Origin of the sequence: Sphingobium nicotianae, assembly GCF_018603885.1 — a bacterium.
Lineage (GTDB): Bacteria > Pseudomonadota > Alphaproteobacteria > Sphingomonadales > Sphingomonadaceae > Sphingobium > Sphingobium nicotianae.
In genome coordinates this window covers 23,045-35,557 of record NZ_JAHGAW010000003.1, presented here as the reverse complement: position 1 = coordinate 35,557, position 12,513 = coordinate 23,045, and the positions used below count along the sequence as shown (strand labels likewise).

At 62.8% G+C, this 12,513-nt stretch carries 6 protein-coding genes and 1 tRNA gene; 2 read left to right on the top strand and 5 right to left on the bottom strand.

What is annotated here, in order from left to right; genetic code table 11:
• Positions 1–362: 362 nt before the first annotated feature.
• Positions 363–437 (bottom strand) — tRNA-Gln (locus KK488_RS04665).
• A 144-nt stretch (positions 438–581) separates the two neighbouring features.
• Between KK488_RS04665 and KK488_RS04660 the strand changes: the two genes are divergently transcribed.
• Both KK488_RS04660 and clpB read left to right on the top strand, forming a co-directional pair.
• The gene (locus tag KK488_RS04660; protein ID WP_214621989.1) at positions 582–1,082 is read left to right on the top strand and encodes a MarR family winged helix-turn-helix transcriptional regulator; all 501 of its coding nucleotides are present in this window, start codon (positions 582–584) and stop codon (positions 1,080–1,082) included.
• Positions 1,083–1,439: 357 nt separating this feature from the next.
• Positions 1,440–4,019 (top strand): ATP-dependent chaperone ClpB, encoded by a 2,580-nt coding sequence (gene clpB / locus KK488_RS04655; protein ID WP_214621988.1) that lies wholly within the window; start codon positions 1,440–1,442, stop codon positions 4,017–4,019.
• A gap of 93 nt (positions 4,020–4,112) precedes the next feature.
• Here the strand turns inward: clpB and KK488_RS04650 are convergent, their stop codons facing one another.
• The 4 genes from KK488_RS04650 to KK488_RS04635 form a co-directional block, all read right to left on the bottom strand.
• Positions 4,113–7,097, bottom strand: coding sequence for a TonB-dependent receptor domain-containing protein (locus tag KK488_RS04650; protein WP_214621987.1), 2,985 nt, complete (start codon positions 7,095–7,097; stop codon positions 4,113–4,115).
• Positions 7,098–7,487: 390 nt separating this feature from the next.
• Complete coding sequence (locus tag KK488_RS04645; RefSeq protein ID WP_214621986.1) at positions 7,488–7,757, bottom strand: hypothetical protein; 270 nt, start codon at positions 7,755–7,757, stop codon at positions 7,488–7,490.
• Between the two features lie 122 nt (positions 7,758–7,879).
• On the bottom strand, positions 7,880–11,026 hold the full coding sequence (locus KK488_RS04640) for a TonB-dependent receptor domain-containing protein (RefSeq protein WP_349356850.1): 3,147 nt from the start codon (positions 11,024–11,026) through the stop codon (positions 7,880–7,882).
• Positions 11,027–11,574: 548 nt separating this feature from the next.
• Positions 11,575–12,507, bottom strand: coding sequence for a M23 family metallopeptidase (locus KK488_RS04635; protein WP_214621985.1), 933 nt, complete (start codon positions 12,505–12,507; stop codon positions 11,575–11,577).
• Between the last annotated feature and the right edge of the window lie 6 nt (positions 12,508–12,513).

Sequence of the window (12,513 nt, the reverse complement as noted above, 5' to 3'; positions counted from 1 at the left end):
CGGCACCGGGCGGAATGGCCGCCGGCGTCGATCTTCCTATCTGTTAGATTTGCTGATCATTATAATATCGAGACATGGATCGGGCGGAGCGGTTCGCGCGAGAAGAAGGCATGCAGGTAAATCGCCATATCGCTCATATTTCCGGAAATGAATCCCCTTTCCCCGCACCGGATCATCGCTCTCTCGAATCAAGATATTATATGAATTTATAATTCTAATTGCGCCTCAAAATGCAAGCACGCAAGACCCCTCTATGGACAAGGCGGCGATCACGGGGGCGGGGCGGCCCTGAGCAAAGCGCGATGTCGCGCGGCGAGAGGAGGCGACGGCGGGCCCTGAGGATGTATCTGCCGCGGGAGCGTTGGCTGGGGCGGCAGGATTCGAACCTGCGAATGGCGGCATCAAAAGCCGCTGCCTTACCGCTTGGCGACGCCCCAGCATCGTGGCGCCGCAGCGCCCGAGAGGCGCGTCATATAGCGCCGTGATCGTAAAAGCCAAGCGTCGCGGCCGGTTCCCCTCCTGTCGCGAAGCGCTGCGGAGACACATTTCCAGCATCGGCCGGATCAGCTAGGAAGCGCCTCATGGTCAGTTCCGCTCCCAGCCCCGCCGCGTCCCCGCTCTTCCTGCGCGAGGAGGAGATCAGGCGAGGGATCGAGCTGCTGATCTTCGGCCACGCCGCGCTGGCGCGCGTGATGGATCCGGTGCTGGAGACGCACGGACTTGGCCGGGCGCATCAGCGCGCGCTCTATTTCATCGCTCGCCAGCCGGAGATGACCATCTCGACACTGCTGCGCCTGCTCGGCGTCACCAAGCAATCGCTGGGCCGGGTGCTGGACGAGTTGGCTGAGCGCGGCCTCGTCGAGACAATCCCCGGCATCCGGGACCGACGTCAGCGACTCCTGCGCCTGACGGCGACCGGCGAGAGCATCGAGCGCAGCCTGTTCGATGCGATGCGCGAGCGCTGCGCGGCTGCTTATTCCGCAGCCGGCCAGGGCTCGGTCACGGGCTTCTGGCGCGTGCTCGAAAGTCTGCTCGACCCTGAAGAGCAGCGCATGGCGGCGGCGCTGCAGATCAAGCGGTGATCGATCGCGCCGCGGTCAGGATCGAGCCGACTATCTAAATTCGCGAGGTGTGGATCTCACCTGACGAGACGCACCAGCGTCGGACCATCGGGTTGACCTTGAGGACGCTGCGCTCCGGATCCGCTTTACGTTCGCGCTCGGACGCGCTCTCAAAAACCTGAGGGGCGCCGCGAAGCGATTTCTTCTTGGACGCAAACGACTTGCTCTGTTCCGGCCGCATCCGGGCTATCCCGGATGGCCGGGATGATGAACGGGCGGCTATCTGCCACGATCCTGTCTGATAACGGGTCGAAATCGGCCTGCTGCTCTTGTGTTGCACATGGGCAACACTATCTGGGGGCTCGAAAGGGAGAGCATATGAATCTCGAGAAGTTCACCGAGCGCGCCAAGGGCTTCCTCCAGAGTGCGCAGACCGTTGCGATCCGGATGAGCCATCAGCGGATCAGCCCCGAGCATCTGCTGAAGGCATTGCTTGAGGATGAGCAGGGCATGGCGAGCGGCCTGATCCGCGCCGCCGGCGGCGATCCCGCCGTGGCGACGCGCGAGACCGATGCGGCGCTCGCCAAGGTGCCTTCCGTTTCTGGGAGCGGTGCGCAGCAGACGCCCGGCCTCGACAATGATGCCGTGCGCGTGCTGGATCAAGCCGAGCAGGTCGCACAGAAAGCCGGGGACAGCTATGTCACCGTGGAGCGCCTGCTGCTGGCGCTCGCGCTGGCATCGACAACCGCCGCCGGCAAGGCGCTGGGCGCGGCCGGGCTCAAGCCCGAGGCGCTGAACGCCGCGATCAACGAGCTGCGCAAGGGCAAGACCGCCGACACCGCGTCCGCCGAGGATCGCTACGACGCGCTCAAGAAGTTCGCCCGCGACCTCACCGAGGCTGCACGCGAGGGCAAGCTCGATCCGGTGATCGGCCGCGACGAAGAAATTCGCCGGACGATCCAGATCCTTGCCCGGCGCACCAAGAACAACCCGGTACTGATCGGCGAGCCCGGCGTCGGCAAGACCGCAATTGCCGAAGGGCTGGCGCTGCGCATCACCAATGGCGACGTGCCCGATACGCTCAAGGACCGCTCCCTGATGGCGCTCGACATGGGCAGCCTGATCGCCGGCGCCAAATATCGCGGCGAATTCGAGGAGCGCCTCAAGGGCGTACTCGACGAGGTGAAGGCCGGCGAGGGTCAGATCATCCTCTTTATCGACGAGATGCACACGCTGATCGGCGCAGGCAAATCGGAAGGCGCGATGGACGCCTCCAACCTGCTCAAGCCGGCGCTGGCGCGCGGCGAGCTGCACTGCATCGGCGCGACGACGCTCGACGAGTATCGCAAGCACGTCGAGAAGGATCCGGCGCTGCAACGGCGCTTCCAGCCTGTCTTCGTGGGCGAGCCCACGGTCGAGGATACCATCTCGATCCTGCGTGGTCTCAAGGAGAAGTATGAGCTGCACCACGGCGTGCGAATCACCGACGGGGCCCTCGTCTCCGCAGCGACGCTTTCCAATCGCTACATCACCGACCGTTTCTTGCCGGACAAGGCGATCGACCTCATGGACGAGGCTGCATCGCGTCTGCGCATGGAAGTTGAGTCCAAGCCCGAGGAGATCGAAAATCTCGATCGGCGGATCATCCAGCTCAAGATCGAGCGGGAGGCGCTGAAGAAGGAGACCGATCAGGCGAGCAAGGACCGCCTCGCCGCACTGGAAGCCGATCTCGCCAATCTCGAGCAGCAGTCGGCCGAGCTCACCACCCGCTGGCAGGCGGAGAAGGACAAGATTGCCGGCGAATCCAAACTCAAGGAACAGCTCGATGCCGCACGCGTCCAGCTCGATCAGGCGCAGCGCAGCGGCGATCTCGCCAAGGCGGGCGAGCTGCAGTACGGCACCATCCCGCAGCTCGAGAAGCAGCTCTCCGAGGCCGCCGGCGCTACTGCGGGCGCGATGCTGCGCGAGGAAGTGACCGCGGAGGATATCGCCGGCGTCGTTGCACGCTGGACCGGCATTCCAGTCGAACGCATGATGACCGGCGAGCGCGAAAAGCTGCTCGCGATGGAAGAGACGATCGGCAAGCGCGTCATCGGCCAGGCGGAGGCGGTCAAGGCCGTCTCGACCGCCGTGCGCCGCGCGCGCGCGGGCCTGCAAGACCCGAACCGGCCGCTCGGTTCGTTCCTGTTCCTAGGGCCCACGGGCGTCGGCAAGACCGAGCTGACGAAAGCCTTGGCGGGTTTCCTGTTCGACGATGACAACGCCATGGTCCGCATCGACATGAGCGAGTTCATGGAGAAGCACAGCGTCGCCCGTCTGGTCGGCGCGCCTCCGGGCTATGTCGGCTATGAGGAGGGCGGTGTACTCACCGAGGCGGTGCGGCGCCGGCCCTATCAGGTCGTGTTGTTCGACGAGGTCGAGAAGGCGCATCAGGACGTGTTCAACATCCTGCTGCAGGTGCTCGACGATGGCCGCCTGACCGACGGACAAGGCCGCACGGTCGACTTCACCAACACGATCATCGTGCTGACCTCGAACCTGGGCAGCCAGTTCCTGACCAGCCTGGCCGATGAAGATCCGGTCGAGAAGGTCGAGGACCAGGTGATGGAGATCGTCCGGGCGCATTTCCGGCCGGAATTCCTCAATCGCCTCGACGAGATCATCCTGTTCCACCGCCTGGGCGCCAGCCATATGGCGCCCATCGTCGACATCCAGGTCGACCGGGTGGGCAAGCTGCTCAAGGACCGCAAGGTGACGCTGGACCTGACCGATGCCGCGCGCGCCTGGCTCGGCCGGGTCGGCTACGACCCTGTCTATGGCGCTCGGCCGCTCAAGCGGGCGGTTCAGCGTTACCTGCAGGACCCGCTTGCGGACCTCATCCTGCGCGGGGAGGTGCCGGACGGCTCGACGGTGAAGATCGACGAGGGCGATGGTGGGTTGAAGCTCGCAGTGGCCTGACGATCCAACATTCCTGTATCCGCAGGAGCACCGGCCAAAAAAAAAGGGCGCCCCGTCGCGGGCGCCCTTTCTGCTGTTTCGGACGTGCCTGGCTTAGAACTTGACGCTCGCGCCGACCTTGAAGGTGCGGCCGATCGCGCCAGCCGAGTGCCAGGTGATCAGATAGTTCGGCGCCGACGTGTAGGCGGCCGCGGCGAGCGGTGCACGCACGTTGAAGATGTTGCCGACATTGGCATAGAGACGGATGTCGTCGGTGATGTTCGCCGTGACGTTCGTGTCGACGTTCACGAACTCCTTGATGTAGCAGAACTTCGGATCGACATCCTGCGGTGACGAGCGGGTGTAGAGGTTGCCGTTGTCGCAGTCGAGCGGCAGACCCTGGTCCTCCGACACCGCCTTGATCTTGCCGACATAATAGGCCGTCGCGCTGAACGTGAACTGGCCGACCTCGAGGGTGTTCTGCCAGTTGCCGCGCCAGTCCGGCGTGCCGTTGCCGGACGAGAGATCATACGGACCAAGCGTACCGGCATAATGCTGCGTGCCGCTCGGCGTCACCAGATTATACTTGATCACATGGGTGACCTCGACCTTGCTGGTGAACTTGATGCCGTCGCTCAGCGGCACACGCACCGTCGCCGAGAAATCGAGGCCTTCGGTTTGGGCGTAGTTGGCGTTCACATAAGGCACGTTGATGATCAGGATGCGCGGCAGGGCCGTCGGGAACAGCGGGTCGACGCCATCGACCACGTTGCAGCTATAACCCTGACCCACCGCGGCGACTGCGGCGCAGCCGGCAGCCTGATTGGCAGCCGCATAATAAGCGGCCGTCGCCTTGCCGACGTCAGGTCCCGCGACGATCAGGTTCGATTTCTTGACGTTGTAATAATCGAGCGTGAGGCTGAACCACTTGACCGGCTCGATGATCACGCCAGCCGTGTAGCTGCGCGAGGTCTCCGGCTGGACCAGCGGATTACCGGCAACGCCGCGACCCAACGAATAGTTCAGGTTGTAGGGATTGCCGTTGGCCGAGCAGGACGCTGTCGTGCCGGTGCCGCCATGTTGCAGGATGAAGGCGCAGGGCGGGGTGGTGCTGACGAAGCCGGCATATTGGCTACGCGGACCTGATTCCGCGAAGGTCGGGGCGCGGAAGCCTTCAGAATAGGTCGCGCGGAACGCGATCTGCTTGATCGGCGTGAACTTGACGCCGACTTTCGGCGAGAAGTGTGAGAAGCCCTCCGAGTAGTTATCGTAGCGGCCCGAAGCATTGACTTCGAGCTGATCGACGATCGGGGCACTCAGCTCGAAATAGGCAGCCGAAACGGTGTGCTTGCCGAAAGCCGAAGCCGTGGTCAGGCCCAGCGTGTCCAACGCTGCATTCTGGTTGTTGTTGGTCAGCTTTTCCCAACGGATCTGGCCGCCAACCGCTAGGGCGAGCGGCCCGCCCGGCAGGTCCATGAGCTTCTTCGTGATCGAGGCGTCGACCGACACCATCGACGAGTAGGACGGCGTCGACTTGTCGGGAGCGATCGTGTCGCGCACCGACTGGCTGTTCGAACCGGGATTCACGAAGCTGTACGACCCGGTGTTGATCGCTTGCTTGAGCGCGGCGATATTGAGCAGGCCGTGCTGCACGATCTTGAGATTGTCCCAGGCGCCGACCCCCTCGACGCGCCAATCCCAATCATCGCCGAACGTGCCACTGAAGCCGCCTGCGACGCGATAGACATCGTTGGTGCGGTCGCTGCCGATCGGAAGGTCGCCGAACAGGTAATAGATGCGCGCGGCGCCCTGCGACGGGTTTGCCGCAAAGGCGGCCGCATAGGGGTTGTTCGGGTTGAGCGTGCGGCCCGCCGTGGCCGGGTCGGCGCAGTTCACGCCGGTCGGGCAAATCCAGACCGGCAGGACGATGCCCGGGTTGCTGCTCGCCAGCGCCGGCGAGCCGCCGAACGGCTGGGTGTTGCGGATGGCCGCTGGGAAGCCCGAGATGATGCTGACATAGGAGCGGCTAAAGTTGCCGGACAGATAGGCCTCGACATTGTCGCTCACGCGATAGCTAAAGCGGAATGCGCCCGAGTAGCGTTCCTGCAGTGGCTGAATCTGGCGATACTTGTCGTTGAGGTCGTACTTGCAACCCGTGCCCTGCGCACCGCCGGTCGTGACCGTGAAGCTGCCGTTCGGGCAGTTCGGGTTGAGCAGTGTATAGGCGCTGTTGGCCACGGCTGTGCCGCCGGCGAATGGATTGTTGAGGTCCGTCTGCGTCGTGCGCACCACAACTGCGCTCGGCGTCGCCGTCGTCAGCGAGCTGTCTGCGCTGTTGTTGTCGAGGCCACCGATGCTCGACAGGTCGAGCGTATTGTATGGGAAGCCGCGGCTGTGGCTCGAGATGCGGCCAATGCTCTGATATTCGCCGTTGACGTAGAAGTTCCAGCCGTCGCTGTCATAGTCGCCGAAGCCGACCGTCAGGTCGCCATAAGCCCGGGCACCGTCGCCCTGCTGGGTCACGCCACCCTCGGCGGTCGCGCCGATGCCGGTGAAGTGCTTCTTCATGATGAGGTTGACCACGCCGCCGATGGCGTCCGCGCCATAAGTGGAGGAGGCGCCGTCCTTGAGCACTTCGATCCGGTCGACCAGGCTGAACGGGATCGAGTTGAGGTCGGTATAGGCGTTGTGGCCATCGTCGTTGATCGGGAAGTTGGTCGAGCGCAGACCGTCGATGAGCACGAGCGTCGAGGAGACGCCGAGGCCACGCAGCGACACGGCCGAACCACCGGCCGAGAAGCCCGACTGGAAGCCGGTGCCGATCGAACCCGCGCTATCCGCGGAGATCGAGCGGATTGCGTCTGAGACGGTGGTGATGCCGGCCTTGTCGAGTGAATCGGCGGTCAGGATGGTGACCGGCGAGGGCGTCTCGGCATCCGTCCGGCGAATCAGCGATCCAGTGACGATGATGGCCTCACCCTCGTCGCTGTCGGCGCCCTGCGCTTCCTGCGCCTGAACGGGCGAAACGAAAAAAGCCGACGCGATAAGCGCCGGCGCAACGCTGGAGCGCAATGCTGCAGCAACCGAAATCTTGACCATGAATAAACCCCCTTAAACAGGGACGGTCGCCAACAGACTGCGCGCAGCGCAGGCCGCCGGCGACCGCAAATCCCCCTAACTGTTCGGTCACTAGCCACTCTCTTGCATGAGGCCAGTAACCCACTGATGTTGGTTTACTACCGCGTGCGAAAGCTTCCACCCTTTGCTTGGTGCATTGCAGCTTTTCGACTTACGATGTAGCAGTTCTGCAACAAAGCAAATTAAGGGGTGCGGATTTTTCATCTGGCAACGTCATACTGCCCGCCCGCATAAGGAAGCAGATTCGGCGCGAATACCGAAGTGCGCGGCACTCTCGATTGAACACCGCGCATCCTATGATTGTGGCAATTTTGCTGGCGACGCAGACCGGTAAGGCCTGCCGTCGTGCGATCAGCGGTCGATCATCGAGCGCGAGCGATCCATAGTCTGATTGCGCTCGAGGTTACGCTGCCCTTGCGCATCGATCGCGGCCCACTCCGCCCTGGTGCGACAGATGCGCTTGGGCATGATCGATCCGGTGGTGGTATCGCTGCGGCAGACCTTCTTCTCGCCGTCATTGGATTGCGACTTATCGGACGGTGCCTTTTCCGTTGCAAAGGCGGGCGCGCCGATTGCCGTGGCGGCAGCAACAGATGCCGCCAGAAGGACGAAAAATCTCACAAAAATGCTCCTCGGAATGGACATGATTCGCCATGCCTGTGAGCATCATTTCATAAAATAGGGGCCTACCTCAACATTTCTGTGAGGTAGGCCCCTGATTTATTTGGTTTTAAGTGGAGGGCTTAAAAGTCCACCTTCGCGCCGACGCGGAAGTAGCGACCGATGAAGCCGCGGTCCGCCCAGGCAGGGTTGAACTGATAGAGAGCATAGCCCGCATTCACGTCGAGCGGTGGACGGCTGTTCAGAATATTCAGCACGTCACCGTAGAGCGTGAACTTGTCCGCGACCTTGACCTCGACGTGACCGTCGAGATTGAACGTCGCATGGACGTGGCACTGCACCGGATCGCCATTGTCGTAAACGATCAGCTGACCATCGGCCGCGCTCTGCGCGCAGTCTTTGTAGGTGCCTCCCGAGTCAGCCGCCGTCGGCGAGTAGCCGCTGGTGTAGCTGGCGGTCAGCGTGGCGTTGAACTGGTCGTTCACGTCCAGCGTATTCTGCCAGGTCACACGCCAGCTCGGCGCACCCGAGCAGGATGTCCAGCCGCACGGACCCAGCGTGCCGTCAGCGCGCCAGATGGTGCCGTCCTTCAGCTCCTGCTGCAGCTTCATCAGATAGGAAGCATTGGCAACGCTGCGGATCGACAGGGTGTTGGTGATCGGCAGCTTGACGTCCGCCGAGATGTCGATGCCTTCGCCCATGATCGCGTTGGCGTTCTGGAACGGCGCTTCGATGAAGCCCAGCAGCGGCAGCGCATTGGGATTCTGCGGATCGGGATTGCCCTTCACCACGTTGATGCCCGGAATATTCACCACGCCATTGTTGGTATAATATTGCGTGGTGATGTCGGATGTCACGGATGGCGGAATGATCACGTTCTTGATCTTGGTGTGCCAGTAATCGACCGTGAACGTGATGCTCGACCGCGGCTGGAGCACCAGGCCAAACGTGTAGGAGGTGGACTTCTCCGGCTCGAGGTTCGAGTTGCCCGACGAGGTCAGACCTGGCGAATAACCACTCGCATAATAGCTGGGGTTGCTTGCGTGCGCGGCGCAGAAGGCCGCGAAGGTCGGATTCGAGCAGACGATCGATGCGTTCGAGTAGCCGGTCGAGGGCAGCTGGAACGACTCATTGAAGTTCGGAGCGCGGAACCCCTTCGACCAGGTGCCACGGATCTTCACTTCCTTGATCGGGGTGAACTCGGCCTCGAACTTGGGCGAGAACGCCGTCTGGCCGGTCGAGTAGTGATCATAGGAACCCGATGCCTTCGCGCGGAGCTGCTCGACGATCGGAACGGTGATTTCATAGGAAGCCGACCAAATGTCACGCTCGCCCTGAACGCCTACGCCGTTGATCGTGTAGTAACGGGCATAAGGATTGGTGTCGTTCGGTGCGTTCGAGCTCGGATTGTTGAGCGATTCATGACGGAACTGGCCGCCCACCGCGACGTTCAGCATGCCGCCCGGCAGTTCGATCAGATCCTTGGCAATCGCAGCCTGTGCCTGGAAGAGCTTGGAGGTCGCGCGCTTAGTCTGATCCTTGAACACCGAATCGATCACCGCCTGCGTGTTCGCCGACGGATTGACGAAGTTGTAGCTCCCCGTCGCAATCGCATTCATCAGACCCTGCAGGTAGATGTAGTTGTGATTCCGAACGTCGAGGGTGACTTCAGAAGCCGTCACGCCAACGTTGTAATCCCAACCTTGGCCGAACGAGCCATGTGCGCCGATTGCGCCGCGATAGACCTTCGCATCGGTGAAGGTCTGAATGCCCCGGTCGGGCAGGCCGGAGAGCTGTGCCGTACCGCCCTGCGCGGCGAACGGGTTGTTCGGGTTGAGCGTGCCGTTGCCGGCGTTACAGCCCGATGCTCTCAGATCTCCAGTGATGTTGCCCGTCGACGGATTGGTCCCGACGATCGCGGTGCCCTGCGGACAGACATAGACCGGCAGGAAGATGCGGCTCACCGTCACGGTGCGGCCACCGGCAGCCGTCGAACCCGTCCAGCCGCGCGGCGTACCTTCGTTGAAGGTGGTGGTGTTGTAATAGTTGAACATCGCGAAGACTTCGGAATCACCGAAGGTCTTCGTGGCCCGCAAGGTCCCGCCCTTGCGCGTGATCGAGGAGCTATACATCTGATATTCGCCCAGGAGGTCCTCCTGGCAGACGGTCGAGGGAGCAACGGCGCCGGTATATCCGATGTTATTGAAAGTATATCCCGTAATATTGCCGTCGGCATCTTTGACCGCCGTGTACTTTGGCGACGTGCTGCCTTGCTGACCTGGCGTCAACGCTGCAGACGCAAGACCGCCGCAGCCGTTCAGATATTGCCATGGTCCAACGGGGAGCGTTCCAGCGGCATAGGTGTGGGAAACGCCCCCTGGATCGACGAACGTGAGTGGCGTGCTGTTGAAGGGGCGCGTCGCGCTAGCACGCGATGACTGGAAGCCCAGATAGCTGCCGTCATACTGGATGCCGTTGCGAACGGCGTTGTTCAAGCAGCCCTGGCTCGCATCGCCGCAAATCCGGCTGAGGTCGCCCGTGTTGAACGGATAGCTGCGCTGACGGGAATAGAGCGTATCATTGTGCTGATATTCGCCGGCAATGTAGACGTTGAAGCCATCCCGATCGAGGTCGCCAATGCCGTAGCTGGCGCTGATGCGCTGCTCGCCGGCGTCGCCGCGCTGCGAGATACCGGCCGAGCCGTTCAGATGCAGGCCCTGAATCTGGCGCTTGGTGATCACGTTGACCACGCCCGCGATCGCGTCCGAACCGTAGGTCGCCGATGCGCCGTCCAGCAGCGTGTCGACATTGCCGATGACCGAGTTCGGGATCGTGTTGATGTCGACGATGTTGCGCTGCGTGTCGTCGGCCAGCGGATAGACGGCCGTGCGCATGCCGTCGAAGAGCACGAGTGTGTAGGCGTCGTTGAAGCCACGCAGCGAGGGCGCGCTTGCGCCGGTCGTGAAGCCGAAGGCTGACCAGCTCGGGGGGACCGTACCGGCGTTATTCGCGGTAAGGGTCTGCAGATACTCGGTTGCCGTTGGGATGCCGCGCTTCTGGAGATCGTCTGCCGAGATGGAGACGACCGGCGAAGCCGTCGCCGCAGCAGGATTGCGGGTGATTGACCCAGTGACGATGATTGCTTCGCCTTCATCGGCTTCCGCGTTCTGCGCCGTCTGGGCGAAAGCGGCGGTCGACAGCAGGGCGAGGCCCAGTGCGGCCGGCGCCGAAGCGACCTTCAGCAATGTTTGAGTGGAGATTTTTTTCACGATCCAGTCCCTTGCTCTGGAAATGAAGACGAGCGTCCGGTTATCCGACGCCCAACGGACAAGGGATGCACGCCAACGCTCGTCAAAGCGCCGGCATGCACGATTCCCCTGCTCGTACTGCCAACGAAACTGCGCCGTGCGGGCCGGTTGTGTAAAGCGCAGGCGCGGGATTACGCGGCTGTTTTCAAGGGCGTGTCACATTTCCGCAACAGCAAATGTAACGTTTTGTCATACGCCGATTTCGCCGCAAAACATAAAATTGCGCGATCCCGCCATTTCACAGCAAAAACTTATGCCACAGCGTCTCTTCTTGCAGCAATTGAACAATCTTTTCAGGCGCTAGCCGCGCGGCTTCGCGCAATTGGATAAAGTCATTTTACGACCGGATCGGGCGATCAACTGGCTATCGATGCACTGGCGCTGCGGTCCCCATCGTGGGCAGCTGTGGTGAATCGAAGACAGCGATTGCGGCATCCTTGCCGCGTTCGCGGATGCGAGCAGGTGCATCCTGGTCGGAGACTGCCGCTACGGTATGCTGGGCCGCAGAGTCAGGGGGACCTGGACCGGTCCGGATCGTTCGCCAGCAGCATCAGCGGATCGATCCGCGCCGCATGCCACTTCATGCTCCAGTGGAGATGCGGGCCGGTGACCCTGCCGGTCGCGCCGATCATGCCGATCGGCTGACCCTGGCGCACCACATCGCCCACTTTCACCAGCACGCGCTGGCTGTGCAGGAAGGCGCTGTTCAGTCCCATGCCGTGATCAATCATCAGGAGATTGCCCTCCAGCGTGAAGGGATGACCCGCCACGAGGATGACGACGCCGTCGGCCGGCGCGACATAGGTGGTCCCGGCGCCTCCAGCGAGATCGAGTCCGCTATGATAGCTGCCGGGCTGACCGCGATAGATGCGTTGCGATCCGAACACGCCGGAGATCCGCGCCCTCACCGGCCAGATGAAGTGCTGGCGCCAGCCGTCGCTCGGCTCTCCGCGCGCACGGGCGGCGCTGATCTGTGCCAGCTCATCCGCGCGCAGTGCCTTGAACTCTTCGCTCGTCGCGCTGCCGGTCGGTGAGGCGTTGACCTGCTCGATCTTCCAGTGGCCTGGCGCCACGTCCAGCGTCCGCGTCTGCGTCTCGCCATTGGCGAGCGTCGCGACCAGCCGGGCGCTCGGGCTGGCGTCGCGATCGAAGGCGATGATGAAATTGCCTTCCGCATCATAAGCGACGGGATCGCCGTCGAGCGTCAGCGACCGGATGCCGCCGGGCACGAGGCCGCGCAGCAACGCGCCCTGACGCGGCGTGCCGAACAGCAAAAGCGTGGCCGGACCGATGGCGACGGGGGCCGGTGGCGCTTGCGGTGCGGGAGGAGCAGGCGGGGGGCTCGCCCCGGGCTGCGCGACCGGTGCGCAACTCCCCGTGATGAGGGCGAGGGCCAGAGCAAGAGCGGCCCTCGAGCCGGGGCGATGGCACCGAAAGATCATCGCGCC

Coding starts and splice junctions, on each gene's coding strand:
- KK488_RS04660 (WP_214621989.1), top strand. CDS start 582: ATGGTCAGTTCCGCTCCCAGCCCCGCCGCGTCCCCGCTCTTCCTGCGC.
- clpB (WP_214621988.1), top strand. CDS start 1,440: ATGAATCTCGAGAAGTTCACCGAGCGCGCCAAGGGCTTCCTCCAGAGT.
- KK488_RS04650 (WP_214621987.1), bottom strand. CDS start 7,097: ATGGTCAAGATTTCGGTTGCTGCAGCATTGCGCTCCAGCGTTGCGCCG.
- KK488_RS04635 (WP_214621985.1), bottom strand. CDS start 12,507: ATGATCTTTCGGTGCCATCGCCCCGGCTCGAGGGCCGCTCTTGCTCTG.